This is a genomic window from Paenibacillus marchantiae, assembly GCF_028771845.1.
Lineage (GTDB): Bacteria > Bacillota > Bacilli > Paenibacillales > Paenibacillaceae > Paenibacillus > Paenibacillus marchantiae.
On record NZ_CP118270.1, the window covers coordinates 6,829,285 to 6,845,947 of the forward strand.

Annotated in this window: 17 protein-coding genes; 4 read left to right on the forward strand and 13 right to left on the reverse strand. The window is 46.9% G+C overall.

The window, feature by feature from the left end:
• Positions 1-178: 178 nt before the first annotated feature.
• The 4 genes from PTQ21_RS30680 to PTQ21_RS30695 form a co-directional block, all read right to left on the reverse strand.
• Positions 179-550 carry a hypothetical protein gene (locus PTQ21_RS30680; RefSeq protein WP_053783145.1) on the reverse strand — a complete coding sequence of 124 codons (372 nt, stop codon included), beginning with the start codon at positions 548-550 and terminating at the stop codon, positions 179-181.
• A 114-nt stretch (positions 551-664) separates the two neighbouring features.
• Positions 665-1,879: an N-acetylglucosamine-6-phosphate deacetylase gene (nagA, locus tag PTQ21_RS30685; RefSeq protein ID WP_274568351.1), complete on the reverse strand. Its 1,215-nt coding sequence runs from the start codon at positions 1,877-1,879 to the stop codon at positions 665-667.
• On the reverse strand, positions 1,876-2,604 hold the full coding sequence (nagB, locus tag PTQ21_RS30690; protein WP_274568352.1) for a glucosamine-6-phosphate deaminase: 729 nt from the start codon (positions 2,602-2,604) through the stop codon (positions 1,876-1,878). Before nagB ends, nagA begins: the two co-directional genes overlap by 4 nt.
• Positions 2,605-2,608: 4 nt before the next feature.
• Positions 2,609-3,472 (reverse strand): MurR/RpiR family transcriptional regulator, encoded by an 864-nt coding sequence (locus tag PTQ21_RS30695; protein WP_063566684.1) that lies wholly within the window; start codon positions 3,470-3,472, stop codon positions 2,609-2,611.
• A gap of 244 nt (positions 3,473-3,716) precedes the next feature.
• On the opposite strand from PTQ21_RS30695, the gene PTQ21_RS30700 reads away from it, so the two are divergent.
• Positions 3,717-4,070 carry a hypothetical protein gene (locus PTQ21_RS30700; RefSeq protein WP_072735431.1) on the forward strand — a complete coding sequence of 118 codons (354 nt, stop codon included), beginning with the start codon at positions 3,717-3,719 and terminating at the stop codon, positions 4,068-4,070.
• Between the two features lie 505 nt (positions 4,071-4,575).
• Here the strand turns inward: PTQ21_RS30700 and PTQ21_RS30705 are convergent.
• From PTQ21_RS30705 to PTQ21_RS30730, 6 genes are all read right to left on the reverse strand, one after another.
• Complete coding sequence (locus PTQ21_RS30705) at positions 4,576-4,800, reverse strand: helix-turn-helix domain-containing protein (protein ID WP_017692532.1); 225 nt, start codon at positions 4,798-4,800, stop codon at positions 4,576-4,578.
• Between the two features lie 310 nt (positions 4,801-5,110).
• Positions 5,111-6,076, reverse strand: a complete 966-nt coding sequence (locus PTQ21_RS30710; RefSeq protein WP_063566682.1) for a YhcN/YlaJ family sporulation lipoprotein — start codon at positions 6,074-6,076, stop codon at positions 5,111-5,113.
• A 226-nt stretch (positions 6,077-6,302) separates the two neighbouring features.
• On the reverse strand, positions 6,303-7,322 hold the full coding sequence (locus tag PTQ21_RS30715) for a DUF4340 domain-containing protein (protein ID WP_064635785.1): 1,020 nt from the start codon (positions 7,320-7,322) through the stop codon (positions 6,303-6,305).
• Positions 7,319-8,713: a GldG family protein gene (locus PTQ21_RS30720; protein ID WP_269054070.1), complete on the reverse strand. Its 1,395-nt coding sequence runs from the start codon at positions 8,711-8,713 to the stop codon at positions 7,319-7,321. Before PTQ21_RS30720 ends, PTQ21_RS30715 begins: the two co-directional genes overlap by 4 nt.
• A 4-nt stretch (positions 8,714-8,717) precedes the next feature.
• Entirely contained in the window at positions 8,718-9,434 is a 717-nt protein-coding gene (locus PTQ21_RS30725) for an ABC transporter permease subunit (RefSeq protein WP_063566679.1), read from the reverse strand.
• On the reverse strand, positions 9,431-10,561 hold the full coding sequence (locus PTQ21_RS30730; RefSeq protein WP_420800351.1) for an ABC transporter ATP-binding protein: 1,131 nt from the start codon (positions 10,559-10,561) through the stop codon (positions 9,431-9,433). Before PTQ21_RS30730 ends, PTQ21_RS30725 begins: the two co-directional genes overlap by 4 nt.
• A gap of 239 nt (positions 10,562-10,800) precedes the next feature.
• Between PTQ21_RS30730 and PTQ21_RS30735 the strand changes: the two genes are divergently transcribed.
• Positions 10,801-11,874, forward strand: a complete 1,074-nt coding sequence (locus PTQ21_RS30735; RefSeq protein ID WP_176854755.1) for a glycosyltransferase family 4 protein — start codon at positions 10,801-10,803, stop codon at positions 11,872-11,874.
• Between the two features lie 75 nt (positions 11,875-11,949).
• Here PTQ21_RS30735 and PTQ21_RS30740 read toward each other — a convergent pair whose 3' ends face one another.
• Together PTQ21_RS30740 and PTQ21_RS30745 are read right to left on the reverse strand one after the other, a co-directional pair.
• Positions 11,950-13,437, reverse strand: coding sequence for a DHA2 family efflux MFS transporter permease subunit (locus tag PTQ21_RS30740; protein WP_063566677.1), 1,488 nt, complete (start codon positions 13,435-13,437; stop codon positions 11,950-11,952).
• A 262-nt stretch (positions 13,438-13,699) separates the two neighbouring features.
• A complete protein-coding gene (locus tag PTQ21_RS30745; RefSeq protein WP_090954624.1) occupies positions 13,700-14,047 on the reverse strand; it encodes a hypothetical protein in 348 nt (115 codons plus the stop codon).
• Positions 14,048-14,234: 187 nt separating this feature from the next.
• Between PTQ21_RS30745 and PTQ21_RS30750 the strand changes: the two genes are divergently transcribed.
• Together PTQ21_RS30750 and PTQ21_RS30755 are read left to right on the forward strand one after the other, a co-directional pair.
• Positions 14,235-15,473, forward strand: coding sequence for a glycosyltransferase family 4 protein (locus PTQ21_RS30750; RefSeq protein ID WP_090954626.1), 1,239 nt, complete (start codon positions 14,235-14,237; stop codon positions 15,471-15,473).
• Positions 15,470-15,643, forward strand: a complete 174-nt coding sequence (locus PTQ21_RS30755) for a hypothetical protein (protein WP_170867946.1) — start codon at positions 15,470-15,472, stop codon at positions 15,641-15,643. The genes PTQ21_RS30750 and PTQ21_RS30755 overlap by 4 nt, the downstream gene beginning before the upstream one ends.
• A gap of 137 nt (positions 15,644-15,780) precedes the next feature.
• Here the strand turns inward: PTQ21_RS30755 and PTQ21_RS30760 are convergent, their stop codons facing one another.
• Positions 15,781-16,497, reverse strand: a complete 717-nt coding sequence (locus tag PTQ21_RS30760; protein WP_090954627.1) for a glycosyltransferase — start codon at positions 16,495-16,497, stop codon at positions 15,781-15,783.
• Positions 16,498-16,663 lie beyond the last annotated feature (166 nt).

A 16,663-nucleotide genomic window follows, 5' to 3' on the forward strand; every position in this document is an offset into this window, starting at 1 on the left:
TAGCTTTCCGCATGCAAGCATTAGGCTAAGCTATTCGCCTTATAAGTGACATACCAAAGGGGAGTTCAGTTATCTTCATTACTGGACTCCCCTTTTTGCTTCTCAATTGAGACAGTTACATTCGTTACAACGGCTCGTTATTTACCTTTTAACGAACCTAGCACGTAGCATCCTCCACTTATGAGCGGAAGGTTGTGAAATTTAACATATGCACAAGCTGCATCATGTGCGTGATTTCCTGCTGGACTTCGGAGGTGTCTGTACCTGCCATCGCCAGATTGGCCCGCAGCGTTCTACGGGTGTTCAGCATACCGTCGATTAACTTCATGACCGTGTTGCGTCCACGATGATCCACAATCATATACTTTTTGCGTGCATCCAGCTCCACCCATACGATATTGCTGAATGAGGTGAATAGGTGTCTACGGTACTGCTCCATATCGGTCTCATTGTAGTGCTCGCCATAAAAGGCATAATATCCGTGTACGTGCAGCTTTTCCGCCAGCTCTGTGATGAACGGGTCGAATTCGAGCATAGCGTTACGTTCCATGTTTCACGCCTCCGTAATGCGTGATCCGCAGATCCCGGCTTTTTTGAGATCTATTTTAACACATTACGCAAGCTATTGCCTGTTGAGGCACACGACAACACTACAAATGTAGAATTAACCGCCGATTCGTCTTCCCTTCACCCACACTTCCTCAATTTTCAAATCACCATTCAGCAAAACGACGTCCGCCTGTTTGCCTTTAGCAAAGGAACCCGTGCGGTGATCAATGCCGAGCAGACGTGCCGGCGTCAGGCTGGCTGCGCGTGAAGCTGCATTCAGACTCAAGCCTACTTCCTGTACCAGATAACGGAAACCACGAATCATCGTGAGCGTGCTTCCTGCCAGTGCGCCTCCGTCTTTCAAACGTGCCACACCTTTCGTAACAATCACAGGCAGATCGCCAATTTTGTATTCACCATCATCCAGCCCGGTAGCAGACATCGCGTCTGTGATTAACACAAGCTGATCTGCTTGTTCTTTCAGTTGAGCCAAAATAGACATCGCCGCCGGATGCACATGGATACCGTCTGCAATGACTTCTGCACTGATGCGGGAATCACTAAGCACTGCGCCGGCAGCTCCAGGATTGCGGTGATGCAGCGGTGTCATCGCATTGAATGTATGCACGGCATGGTGCAGCCCGGCTTCGACCGCAAGTTGTACTTCTTCATAGGTCGCATCCGTATGTCCTAATGCTGCCGTAATTCGCTGCTCGCGCAGCCATGAAATGACTTCGAGCGCTCCCTCACGTTCCGGCGCCAGGGTGACTTGACGAATCAGGCCGGGATATTGTTTTTCCCACGCGTCCAGCCAGGACACATTAGGCAATACAATATGATCCGGGTTTTGTGCGCCGGGCCACTTCGGACTGAAAAAAGGACCCTCCAGATGTACACCTTCCAGCTGTGCATAAGGCATGTCACCGGAACGGTAGCTGTCCACTTCAGCCAATACCCGGTCCAGACTATCTTTGGGCGCTGTCATAGACGTTGCCAGCATGGCAGTGGTCCCCTGTGTGCTGTGGAATGAAGTGATTTTATCCATCACATCCTTACTCGCGTCCATAAAGTCTTCGCCATTGCCACCATGTACGTGGATATCTATAAATCCAGGCACAATGACGCCATGCTTGGAAACAGGTACAGATACGGCTTCACGGCGAATCTGTTCAGATAATCCCTCGGGTGCGCCAGCATAAAGGATCTTCCCATCCGTCCAGACAAGTACACCATCCTCCATTACACCATCGGGCAGTACGATTTTACCTCGAAGAAGAGAAATGGTTTTTTCACTCTCTTGCTCCTGGTTTTCCATAGGTTCTACGTTCATTTCACCAACCTCCCCGCAGCACGGTCCAGCAATACCACCACATTGGGATGACATTGCAGTAGCGAAGCGGGACATTGTGTTGTAATCGGCCCCATAAAGGCTTCACGAATAATTTCGGCTTTCTCCTCACCACGGGCGATCAGCAAGATTTGTTTGGCTTTTAAAATCGTACCTACACCCATCGTGATGGCCTGAGTCGGAACTTCATCAATATGTTTAAAAAAGCGTGCGTTTGCTTTTCTTGTCTCTTCTTTGAGATCCACCACATGTGTTCGTCCTGTGAGTTCGGTTCCGGGTTCATTGAAGCCAATGTGGCCATTATGTCCGATACCCAACAATTGCAGATCTACTGGTCCACGATCATCAATCCGTTGTTCATAGGAAACACACTCCTCATTTAAATCCGAAGCCTGTCCATTCGGCACCTGGGTTCTGGCGAGATCGATATCAATATGCGAAAACAGTTGCTCATTCATAAAGCTGCGGTAGCTTTCGCGATGTTCTACAGGAAGACCGACATATTCATCCAGATTGAAGGAAGAGGCCTGCGCAAAGCTGACCAGACCTTTCTGATACAAAGCAATAAGCTGTTTATAGATACCCACAGGAGAACTTCCAGTCGCGAGTCCCAGTACAGCCCGGGGTTTTGTCTGTAGCAAACTGGCAATCACCCCTGCACCCGTTGCATTCAAATCTTCTTCATTTTCAAAAATACGAATATTCATCTTCTTAGGCACCTCCGTTATGTTGAACTCGATAAGACTGTACATTGTGATACGATTGTTCCAATTTGGGGATAAAACGGTCAAAGTCGGCACTAACCATGCCCGTGAATAGAATATCGACGACATGCAGCAGTGCAATACGTGAAGCCATATCCCCCCGTCTCATGCCTTCTTCCAACGAAGACGTAAAGAGCGGAATATCAGACACCCCCGCAAGTTTGTTATTTCCATAGGATGTCAGTGAAATGGTAGAGGCTCCCGCCTGTTTGGCACAATGCAAGGCATCGATCGTCTCCGGTGTTTCACCCGAATAAGATACCGCCATCGCCACATCTCCCTCACCCAGTGAAGAAGCCGACGTAATTTGCATATGTGAATCCGAGAAGGCAGTACAGCTTTTGCCGATCCGCACAAGTTTCTGGTAGAAATCCTGCGTAACAATGGAAGAGGTTGCGACACCGTAGAGATCAATACGACGGGCATGACATAGTAACTGAACTGCATGCTCCAGCCTTCCTAGATCCAGCAAACGGGTAGTGTCCGCAATGGATGCAAGATGATTGGCTTCAATGGCTTCCACAATTTTGGATAAAGGATTACCTGCCACGATATCCTGATATGCTGTTTCATTGGTGGAATGCGACAATTCTGCGGCCAGCTTCATTTTGAAATCAGGAAAACCTTTGAAATGGAATGATTTGCAAAAGCGGGTTACCGTAGCCGCACTTGTTCCGCTTTGCTGTGCAAGATGGTTAATGGTCCAGCCAGGAATATCAGATGGGGACTGTAAAATCACCTCTGCGATTCGTCGTTCCTGAGACGGAAGTTCATTCAGCTCTTGCTGCAACGCATGTAGTATGGCTGCCATGAGTTCTCCTTTTATGAAAATTATTTTTATTAATTCATTATAAATAAAGAAAATTATTTTTATATTTTCATTTTAATCAATACGTTGTTGCAAATCAAGAGGATTTTAACCATGTATTCGCGGTATGTATGATGAAATTTTTGAAAAGGTATCTTCTTGATTAAGGAATGGGATTCCGCTTATATTGGAGATAAACCTTGAAGTGAATGTGAACATTTTCATTTCTAAGGAAGGGGTACACTCGATGAATCAACGACAACGTCAAAAAATGATTCCTTCCACCTGGATTATTGCCATAAAACAGACCGAAGCTCGTAAATACTTTGCCCTCTATGCCATCGACTGGAAGCGCGGAGCGCGACTGAGCTGGGAAGGTTGGAATAGCCTCGCAGACTTGCTGCAGTTTCATATTCCAATCAAACGTAAAACTGGCGGTACAAAATCTTCCCCCCAACCTGCTGCCAAAATTGCGAAAAAAGCACTCTATCTGCACCTAGATGAAACACAATACAGGGAATTGGAGCAGCTCTTCTATCAGCCTTTTTCAAAGAAACAATGGAGATCCTTTATTGAGGAACATTCCAATAACCATATGTAGGTGAACCCTTATGCCATATACGAATACGATTTCCATCACGCTCTGCCCGTAGCAATCTATACCCTTGGAATTTCTGCGGGCTGAGCCTTTTCCCAAGGGAGCGTGATGATCCATGAAATCTCAGCAAAGAAATCAAGCCTACTACAGGCACCACAGAAAGCGTGTTATTCAACGTAAAAAACAGCTCGCTATGCGGTACGATTGGTCCTACAAGTTCGAAGGGACTTTTGCCAAAGGAAAAATTCATTGTTCCTGCTGGTGGTGCTGCGAAAAGACAAAGCGGCTAGGCTATCCAAAATCTGAGCTAACCAGAATAGCGGACTGCAATCAGCAGCTTCTGAATCCAGACTTCTGAGAATGAATATTTAAAACAAGCGATTCCTTCATTTTAGGAATTCGCTTGTTTTTGCTTTCCAACCTAAAACAAAAAAGTCTTTCCCCATTCTTCATCATGAAGAATAGAAAAAGACTTTCATGCTGCTTCAATCAACTGTGCAGTATCGCGTCAGATCTTCAGTTCTCCGAGCTTAATCAGCTCTACAACTGCTTGCGAACGACCCTTAACATTGAGTTTTTGCATCACATTCGAAATATGGTTGCGCACCGTTTTCTCGCTGATGAATAACTGCCCTGCGATGTCACGCGTCGTTTTGTCCTGAACCAGTAATTCGAATACTTCGCGTTCACGGTGGGTCAACAGAAATTTGCTTTTATGATCGATACCCTTCAATGTTCACCCCTCCTTGCCTGGGTTGTGTTGGTGTAACAAGGTTAAGGGGATACAGTCAACTCATCTTATGTAAGGTCAAGGGCGTTGGTTCAGTTTTATCAAAAAAATGGGCAGTGAATTGTAATTTGAATGAATAATCGCTATGTAGGTACAAACGTAGTAATCCAAAATCGTCAATTTGGACTAAGTATTATAGAGCATACTATGTATCATCCTTCTTAATCGTTATTTTCAATAACCCTTAAAAAACAAACATGCCCCTGCAACTAATGTTGACCATCAGCGCAAAGGCATACTTGTTCAACTTAAATTACCGATTCATGCGGTTCATCATGCCATCGTTGTTGTTACGATTCATGATGCCATCATCAAGCACGCCGTCACGGTGATTTGTGTTCATCGCATTCGTTGGGAAAATACGTTCAACCATCGATTGGAACGTGTTAATCATGCCGCTAACCGGTTTGCCGTTACGGATATCTGTGGCATAGCTCTCCACATGTTGAACAAATTCCGGGTTAGCCGATACATATACGTTCTCGACGTTAGGTGCAAATTGTTTGATTTTCGCCGAGATTTTGGATTTAATCTCTTCGGATGTGTTGTCATCCGTGCTGTCAATACGCGATGTTTCACTCTTCATCCCGTAGTGACCTTCGGTCATTGTACGTGCATTGCCATTGCCACTGTTAGTCAGACCACGCATCATGCCATAAGATCCAGTACCCATGGTGCCATAGATACTGCGATCATTGCCCATGTGGCTGCGATCCGTAGCTGCATTGGTGTTCAGTCCCGGAGCAATGCCACTGGTGCTGTATGGAGACATGGTTCCATTACCACCATTTACACGCAAACCGCCCATATCCTGACCCATGCTTTCTGTACGCATAGTGCCATTTGCCCGGTTACGCAAAGATTTGCTTTCCAATTTGCCAGTGTGACCATCTGTCAAACGGACTGCAACATACGCGTTACGATCGGTCAGCATGACATGTGCTGACTTCACTTCTTTCATTTCCGTAATGCGTTTAGCCAGCTCGTCACTTGATTTCAGGTCGGTGACGTTATGCGTACGATAACTTTTCGCACGAATGCCATCCATCCCATTGGATTCAACACCATAACGGTTAATGCCTTTCACTTCATGACGAACACTTTGGGTGTGCAGATTGTTATCTTTTGTACTTGTTCCACAACCCGTCAATCCGGCCATTACGAAGATTGCAGTAGACAAAGATAAGCTGATTGCTGTCGCCTTTTTGGCTGCTGGCATGTCTCATCCTCCAATTATGTTGGTTTTGGTCACAAGGATAGGATGCTCTTCTGTACGGAGCGATATGCTGAAAGGATATGGAACATTAGCCTCCTTTATCTGGGCTCAATGGGTTCTCTTCCACATAAAAAAGCGATGCTTGCACAAAGTGCAGCACCGCTCTTTATAACCGCGTATTTCCTGTTCAAGTGAGAACCTTCATTATTATGTTGAAGGAGCCATTCCCTTACTTGGATGTGGATGAGGAATTCGCATCAGCACCTTCTCCACTCGAAGAAGAGGTTGCATCTGATTCTGATTTTTTGATCGAATTCGGAAATTGCTCTGCTTCCTTCAGACTAGCTGCATCCATCGGATAGGCCCACTGACCGTCCGGTGTGACTACCCAGATCTGATCCGGTTCTGATGGAATAGTAAGTCCCCGGTACACATCCGTAACAGCTTCTCCATTAACCGTCTGCTCAACAGATAAAGTAAAGCGTGGCACGGTGCCTTTCAGTTCAGAGGCTTTGCGCACATCGTCAGCTGTGGACAGGTTTTTAATTTTGCCAATCAGCGATACAGCATCGGTAGCTTCAACCGCTTCACCATTAAGCTTCCACGTCTGCTCTGCCGCACCTTCCTCGGAGGAAGATTTGAGCATCCAGGTGGCTGCTTCGCCTTCCCATTCCAGCGTAGTGACATTGGTTTCATCCAGATTAAACGGAGTTGTATCCAGCAGATCCTGCCGTGATTTTTCTATATTACTTATGGATTCCGTTTGTACTGCTACGACAGGTCCAGAGTCTACTCGCACATAACGAGCGTCATCTGCTGGCAGCTGACCACCGATGCTCAGTTTGATCTCACGGTTATCCTTCAGTTGGATATCCAGCAACGTTGCATCTGAACCCAATCCATATTTGGCGAGATCCTTCGGCTCTTCCTCCACAACCAGTTCCTGATCCGCACCACTTAAGGCATCAAGCCAGCTGCTAACCGTATACCCATTCAGAGGATATGCCTTGGGTTCCACCATACTCCACACGCCATTTTTCAGTTCCAATTGTGAAGATGAGGGTTTTGAAGCACCTGATGTGTCTGTATTGTTATCATGAATCGTGATGGACTGTATATCGGCAGACTTAATACCAAGTAACTTGACCTTCTCCGCTTCCTCTTCACGAAAATAATTCTGACTGGCCGCATAGACCCACCCGATAATCAAGACCAATAAGACTAGAATCGTTGGGACCCATTTTTTCATACGCGTCTGCGCCTCCACCATAAGAGTACACCTATCATAACAAAGATGAGCGGGAATGCGACAATCGCCACGAAGAAAATGGTTCTGGCTTGTTTACCATCCAGGTACGCCGTTTGATAACCGGATTGCACCCGTGGCCGGATCGTTAATCCATCTTCTTTTTCACTTAAATAATTGACGGTATTCAGAATAAAATCTCGGTTCCCACCGTTCACTATTTCCGAGTCCTGCATGAAAATAGATGAACCCAGAATTACAGCCTTCGGTTTGCCATCTGTTGTATCCGCCGCATATCCAAGCTCAACAGGACCTTGTACATCCTGATCCGGATCGTTGGTTGTTTCGTTTTGCAATAAACCTGCAATGTTCGTCTCGCCATAACTGTCATCCGATGAATGAATGAGCGGCGACAAGGTGTATTTATCCTGCTCTTTGCTCGTCAAGGCAATGGACAAGGATAACATCGGGTAAAGTTTGCTTTCTGATAGTTTATCCGTGATGGCATGTGTGCCATACTCCGGCACAACCCACAGTGGGCCCATTGTGCTGGCTTGCTGATTATCCACCATGACTGCATGCTCATCAACCACGCCATAATCCGTCATGAGTGCATCGATATTTTTCCAAGTCAACTTCATGTCTTCATGAAAACCGAGGGATAACAGCAATTTTCCTCCGTTACTTAGATAAGTCCGAATAGCCTTCAATTCTGTATCACTAATATCCCGCTGTGGTCCAATAATCGCGAGTACATCCGCATCTTCCGGAACCTGACCTGCCTGATTCAGCTGAAGTTCTTCAGTCGTGATATTATTCTGTTCCAGAGATGAGCGCAGTGTAGTCAGTTGATCCAGGCCGAGCTCTTCATGTCCTGTCAGGAAAACCATCTTGTGCATCTCCGTGGAAGACAGATTCATTAGGGCTTGTGTCAGCTTTTCCTCACCTGTGAACTGGTACGATCCATCGCTTCCATCCCCGACAGCCGTGAATAGACTGGCGATATCAATGACTTTATGCTGATCGCCCTGCTCTAATACAATGGAGCTGCCTGTGATGCCATATTTGGAGGCCAGTGTAGGCTCCTGCGTCAGATTGTATTGCTTCATCGTCAGTTTGCTGTTGCGTTTCGTATATTCTTGAACCATATCCGATACTTCGCGGTTCAAGACCGTATTATTCGCATTTTCGACGGTTAATACCAGAATGTTGACGTCTTCTTTTACATTTTTGATCGCGGTAAGAGACTGGTCTGACAAGGTATATTGTTTATTCGAGGTCAGATCCAGTTGGAAGCCGCCAAGCGAATTCAGAAACAGGGTCAGCAAAATAAAGATGCCAATCACCGCTACAGACAGCACGGTACTGTTGGTATGACTCAACCATTTTTTCATCTTCTCACCTCCACCGCTTCCGTTCCACAATTTGAATGCTTAATAGCAGAAACACACCTGAGAGCGTCACGTAATACAATATATCTGGGCCACTAAGTACACCTTTCGTGAAGCTGTCAAACCGGTTCGTCAGCGCAAATGGATCCAGCCATTGCTGTAACGTAGATCCGGAATTGCCTGCAAATGAATCAAGCATCCACAATACGAGCAAAATAATAAAACCGGCTACCGCAGACACCATCTGGTGCTGAGATAACGTGGAAGCAAACAGTCCAATCGCCATCATGCTTCCGCCCAGGAAAAAGAGACCCAGTGCAGACAACCATACGGATGTCAGATCTAATTCACCAAAGAAGGACATAATAAACGGATAAACGAGACTGCACAGGATAAGTACAACAAGAATGGCGAGTGACGCCAAATATTTACCGAAAATAATCTCGGTCACCCGTGCAGGTGAAGTCAATAACAGTTCGTCCGTTCCCTGCCGGAATTCCTCTGCCACCAGTCGCATCGTCAGCAACGGCACCACAAACAGCAGCATGGATAACGTGTCTCCGAGCACCAGGCGATAATCCACAATGCTTGGCTGGTAATACACAAAGCTGGAATAGAACAGCAAACTTGTCATCAGTACATATACGGCAAAAGCGAAATACGACGTCGGTGACAGGAAGTATGCCTGCAGTTCTTTATTGCAAACCGCCATCATTCGTCTCATTTGGAACCCTCCCCTGTGTGAGAATCAGATGAAGCGCTCTCGGACTTAGTCGATTGCTTCAGATCTGAAGTGGTGTCCAAATTGGCCTCTTCTTCTGTTGCCTGATTGGCGAGCTGCACTTTATCAGCTTCATTTTCCTGCGTTGCCAGTTTCACTTCGGATTCCGTTTCCGTTGTGGTCAGCTTCAGGAAAATCTGTTCCAGACTGAGATTTTCTTTCTTCATCTCCAGGATCGGCAAGCCTGCACCAGACAAAAGATAGAACAGTTCTTCTCGATAATCCTCGGAAGATTCACCGGTAAGCAGCATTTTGACCGTATCAGTAGAACCAGTGGAGGTCTGTCCATCTGCTGCTTGAATGACTTCACTTCGTACCTTCTCCCATGGTGTCAGCACATTATGTAATTGCTGCTCTGTTGCCTTCACTTCAATGGACACCTTGAACTGATCCCCCATCGCTGAGCCAAAATGCTGCGGTGAACCGTCCAATACGAGCTGTCCCTGATTAATAATCAACATGCGATTACACAGCGCGCTCACTTCCGGCAAAATATGTGTACTGAGCAGCACTGTATGATTCTCACCCAGTTCACGGATCAGATCTCGTATCTCCATAATCTGATTTGGATCGAGTCCTGAAGTCGGCTCATCCAGCACGAGCAGATCCGGTTTGTGAATAATGGCTCCAGCCAGACCCAGACGCTGCTTGTACCCTTTGGACAGTCCGCGAACCAATTGCTTTTCGCGACCTTGAAGACCCAGCCTACTCACCATCTCACTGATTCGCAATTTCACTTCACGTGTCGGGACATCCCTCAGATTAGCGACGAACTTCAGATACGACTGTACCGTCATATCTGGATAAAGCGGAGGTGTCTCCGGCAGATAACCGATCTTGGAACGGACGCTCCTGCCCTGATCGTGCACTGATATGCCATCCACTGCAATGGAGCCTGCCGTTGGATGTAAATAGCCCGTGATCATTCGCATCGTTGTAGTTTTCCCGGCACCATTCGGTCCCAAAAATCCAACAATCTCACCGCGCTCCATTGTGAAATCCAGTTGATGCACGCCGCGCCGTCCATCAAATACTTTGCTTACCTGTTTCACTTCGAGCACATCATTCATCCTTTCCCGTTAAAATACCCGTGTGCCATCATCGCTTTCTTCTGATGGTCAACACGGGAAGTTCCTTGTATCTTACGTGTTGTATCCTAAATGCAGCTTAAAGTCACTTAAAAGAGAGCTTAAAAATATGTGTCTAAAATGTGAACAACACTTCATTCACCCACACCCTGCACTCTGGGGCAACGTACCTTAAAGTACAGGAGCATTAGCACCTGCACAAAAGTCAGAGGGTGAACCGTGTGAAAGTACTATTCACATTTTTTGTTCCAAGCGGCGGTGTGGATACTTTAAATCGATTGCGCACAGCCGTTCTGCAACGCCATGGCATCGAAGCGCATGTATTGTATCTGTACCCTGGCTCGGGAATGCAGAACAATACCAGCACGCCGGTCTTCACCGCTTCCAGTGATGAGGAAATTCACAGTTTGATTCATCATCATCGATATGATGCCATTATTGTTACCTCCGATATTGCCATGCCGGGCAGATTAAGAGCCCTCGGGTATAAAGGACGCATTATCTATGAAGCACAGGGACTTGGGACACGTGAGCAAGCTATGGAAACCATTCAGATGGGAGTACCTTATCTGCAAGCCCACTGTAATGCTGCGCTCATTCCTCCAACCGATCATTTACTGGAGCTGTTCATCCATATGTGCCCATGGCTTCACCGGTTTGTCATTCCCAATATGCTGGATACCAATACCTTTGCCCCAATTTCGGTGGATAGCCCTCCCTATCCAGTAATTGCATGGGTAGGAAGGCTCGAACACAACAAAAACTGGCGGGAATATTTGATGATATCTAGTGAAATCATTAAAAAAATTCCAAAAGCCAGACTATGGTTGTTCCACGATCCGACCTTGGCTAATCCCGAGGACGAGGTCATGTTCCGACACATGCTTGCGGAGTACGGGCTTGAAGATCGGATTGGCATCTTTATCAACGTGCCCCATTCCCAGATGCCTACATTCTACTCCATGGTTGCAGCTTCCGGGGGTATCATGCTATCCACATCGCTGCTTGAAGGCTTTGGATACGCCGTTGCTGAAGCCATCAGCTGCGGCTGTCCGGTACTCAGTACCGATTCGGATGGCGTAAGGTCCTTTATTACACATAACCGAACGGGTAAATTCTATCCGATTGGCAACGTGAATACGGCTGTATCCGAAGCTGCAGACCTTATGCGCAACAAAAAGCTGCGGGAGTATATACGCATTCAGGGCAGACAGCATATGGCCATCTCCTTCTCCCCTGATCGTTACGCCACTTCATTTCGAGAAATGATGACAGCCTTGAGCATTTTCTTTTAAACAAAACAAAAAAGGCAGTTCAGAAGGATGCTCTGAACTGCCTTAATTTATTTTCTTAAGATCGGCTTATAAAAATTAGTGTCCCATCATCATTGCAGGATCAGGTTGATCCCCTGTTTGAAGGGTATCTTCCTCCATCCGTTTTGGTTTGCGCAGAATCAGACTGAGCAGGCATCCAAACAAGGCAATACACGCGGCCAGGAAGAAGGTGTCGTTAAAACCAGCCACTAATCCATTCACCATACCTGTAGCGTCAGTAGCTCCAGCTGTATTGCTTGCAATATGGGAGGTCAGGAATCCAGTCAGGCCAGCAACTGCAAAGGACACAACCACTTGTTGTGCAGCAGCAGTAAGCGGGGTAACCCGACCTACCAGCTTACGTGGAGCAGCATTCAGTACATGCGTATTGAGTGGCATCATGGAGAAGCCCATACCCAATCCCATCATGACAAGGCTAAGAATGATCAGACCAAGGCCCGTTTCCGCCGTAATCGAAGACAGAATGAACAGTGCACCCGAGATGATACCCAGACCCACGAAAGCAAGTGGTCTTGCACCAATTTTATCAAACAAACGTCCACCAAGTGGCATACCCACACCCGAAGCCAGCGCCTGCGGGAGCAGAATGAGTCCTGTTTCCAATGCAGTGTAGCCTTTGATTTGTTGCAGATAAAGTGGGATCAAAATCATCGCCCCAAACAAAGCGACTTGTGATACCCATGCCAGAATAATACCCCGTGTGAAATCAGATGATTTGAACACCCGAAGTTCCAACAGCGGATTTTTGTGACGAAGTTCCACGATAACGAACAGGATCAGCGCCACGCCTCCGACAATCACACCTGTCAGTGTTGTTGCAGACGTCCAGCTTGTTCCGCCTTCACTTACACCGTATGCGAGCATCGAGAATGCGATTGGTGCCAGAATCATACCGAGCAGATCAAGCGCAGGCGTGCGTCCACGATCCGTATCCGGCAGGAATTTGATACATAGAATAAAAGCGGCAATACCAATCGGCAGATTGATCAGGAAGATCCAGTGCCAGCTGAATGATTCAATGAACCAGCCCGATAATACCGGACCCAGTGCAGGAGCCAACAGCATCGGAATCCCGAGCATACCCATGATAGAACCTCTTCTTTCAGGAGGAGCCAGGCGGAATACCATCGCCATACCAATCGGAGCAACCATGCCTCCGCCAAGTCCCTGAATGATACGGTAAATAATTAATTGTTCAGGAGATTGCGCGATCGAACATAAGACCGAACCCAGAGTAAACATCGCAATCGTGAACAGAAATACTCTTTTGGCACCGAATCGGTCGGTCAACCATCCCGCCAGCGGAATGACGGCTGACAAGGCCAACGTGTAACCTGTAACCGTCCATTGAATGGTCTTCAGATCGGTCTCAAAATATTGAACCAGATTCGGAATCGCCACGTTAACCACCGTGCTGTCCAAGATGACCATAATCATCCCGACGATAATAGCCAGTAGCGGCAGAATAATCGTTTTAATCGAGAATTCCGCCGGGTCCTGGGGTACTGCTGTTTGTTGTTTCAATCTCTCCACTCTCTTTTCCGGCCTGGAGGCATTATCTTTGTATGTGCCTCTCCATCGGCCTTATATTCACGACGTTTCAAACTTTTGTTTTAAACCGTCGTTTTAAACTCTTGTTTGAGCATAGGTTAATTCTAATGAAAATACCTTTGCTGTCAAGCTATTTTTTATTGGATAACGGATCACGTATGTATGCCAAAAAATGGACCAGGTCTTCTCCTGCTCCACCCATTTGGTTAATCGATGCTCATTATGGTGATCTTTGCTAATCTGCCAATTTGATCATCTGATGCTCCGAAAGTATACCCAGGGTCTGGCCTTGGTCACTTCTGCAGTACATGCGAATAACCAGATGACTTGGTATAGAACTGTTGCTAATGATGCGTAGTTCGGATGGATCGGATGGGACCGCGAGATTATGAATAATGTGATTTCCCGTATCCGCCCCAATCCGACAAAGATAGCGATACAACTCCCCATGGGTGTGACTGATTCCTCCGACAAAGATATCCACATCGTCATTCCCCACAAATGACAATTCAATGTCCATATATCTCACCGGAACAACGGTTTGCAGCAAGTTTTCGTGAATCTCCAGCACATATGCGGCCACTGTATATCCCTCCTGTAGAGCAGAGTTGAACCTTTCTCTAGATATGGTATGCCTGCTCTCGTCCATTGCTATTTGCAATCACCCATTTTAATCAATTCCACGGAAATGCCCACCCTTTCGTCTGCTTTTTTTCATAGACTAACAGGATAGAAGATCGGCCTGTGCAGGCCGTGACAAGGAGGTACCTATGAGAGTTCTGCTCGTGACCTATTGGGAGCTTACACAGATGGGTGGAATATGGACATATGTGAAACAGCTAGCTGACAGGCTGATGGCTCTTGGCGTAGAGGTGGATATTATGGGCACCAACGGAGCCAAAAATGAAGTATACATTCGCAATCTCAATCGTTCCTTCTCCAAAGATAAAGTATGGCCCATGCTTCAAGCCAAACTTAATCCGACAGATTTGCCTCAATTCACTGCCGATTCTCTCGTGGCTTATTATGAATTGAACAGGTATGCCTTTGAAATGGGAGCCGCCTATCTCGGCGTTGATCATTACGATGTCATCCATGCGCAGGACCCGGTAGCAGCGGTCGCGATGAGACGTATATTAAACCGCAATACACCCATGGTAACGAGTTATCACGGAGCGCTTGCGCGCGAAGCCTTTTACGATGCTCAAAACTCTAACGCGAAGCTCACGCTTCCCGAATATTTGCAATCCACACGAGGACGTTACTTCCTGTCACTGGAAGAGCGAAGCGCTGAGCAATCCCAGCTTATTCTGGTCTCCAGCCATTGGATTAAGAGCACCCTTACGGATCTCCATGTTCCCGAGTCCAAATTTCGAATTATTCCTTATGCTGTGGATATTCCAGCCTACCGTGCCCAAGCAGCAGTCAAGTTCCGTCAGAGGAAGCCAGCGGGCAAAAAAGTGATCGCATTTACGGGCAGACTGGAGCACATTAAAGGGGTTCATATTCTGGTTAAAGCTCTCTCCAGCCTGAAGAAGAATCGCTCGGATTGGATCTGCTGGATTGCTGGGGAAGGCAATCTGATGGAGGATTTGCGCTCCCTAGCCAATGATCTTGGAGTAGGTGCTGACATCGTTTTCTGGGGTAAACTCGATAATATCCCTTCATTCTTACGCCATGCCGATATTTATGTGCAGCCCAGCTTGCAGGATACGCAGCCTTTCTCTGTTACAGAGGCTCAGCTCGCCGGATTGCCTGTCATTGTAAGCGGTACGGCAGGTATGCCTGAGATGGTGCAGCCTGAACATACCGGTTGGGTCGTGCCACCGCAGGATGTCGAAGCCCTTAGCGCACTGTTAAATGCCCTTCTGCAAGATGGTGCCACCCGTGCAAAGGTAGGAGCAGCAGCTAAAGCATGGGCTGAACAACATCGATCACTGGACGAGATGGGATTGCACACGCTGCATGTCTACCAGGAAGCCATTCAGTTGGGAGGTCAGAGGATATGACATTGCTCGTCCCCAGTGATTTGTATAATCGTTGGTTCTCCACCCCTGTGTCGACGACACATATTGAGGTAGATTACGCTGTAATGAACGAATTAATGAGGAAGCTGCCCAAAGGGTACGTTTTCCCTGATCCGGCAACCATGCACATTCTCACATCCGAGAAAAATTAGAGTCAAGTACTTTACAAACAGGAACAAATAAGAGGATATTCGTTCGTGCCGCAATCACTTAACGGCAACCGAATACCCTCTTTTTATTGCAGTGAGGTTCATATGTCTAGCATTCGTGATTCCAAGACTTCTAGCCTCTATTTCCAGTAACCGCCAACCTGCAGCAGATTAAGTAAAACGGGCCGATGCTTCGCTTGAACAAGTTCCATCTCGGCTTTTAATGCCTCAAAGTGTTTCTTGGTTCCCATCGATTCATGAACCCGATAACACATCAGTGGCTCATTGTAATAGAACAGCTCATAGAGCGGAAACAGTCTCAACCACATCTCATAGTCATGCGTGTAGCGAAAATTGGTGTCAAATACGCCGAACTTTCGAAATGCATCCATCTCAAGCATTACAGTGCAACCGTTGATTGGGCAACCTTCGGTCAGTACCTGAAGCATCTCCAGACGACTCCCTACTTCTGGTCTCACCGTGTCCATCCATACGCTGTTCGCATCAACATAATGATAAGCCCCGTGACAGAACGAAGCCTTAACGTCAAGCATGAACTTCAGTTGTTTCTCTACCCGGTCCAGCAACATTACATCATCGGAGCTGAGCCAGACAAAGTAATCACCTGTCGCCTGCTTAATTCCCTCGTTTAACGCGGTTGCTGTTCCACCATTCTTTTTTCGAATATAGCGAATGCGATCCATGAATGGTTGCAGCCGCTCCACATGCTTCGTAGAGCCGTCATCCACCACAATGACCTCAATATGCGGATACGTCTGGTGAATGGCGCTGTGAACAGCCTGCTCGATGTACGCGCAATTATAAAAAGGAATGACAATTGATACTTTCGGCTCCATTCGGTCCTCCCCTTTCCCCGCGTGAATAATACCATTCTCCCTATTATATGTAGATAGGTCCGTTAGGTATCAGGCATCTGTTGCATAGCGACGTATAAATTACGCACATGGAGCATTTTGCATCAATCCAAGGAGCGGCTTTCCATCATTAAGATATAGATCGAAA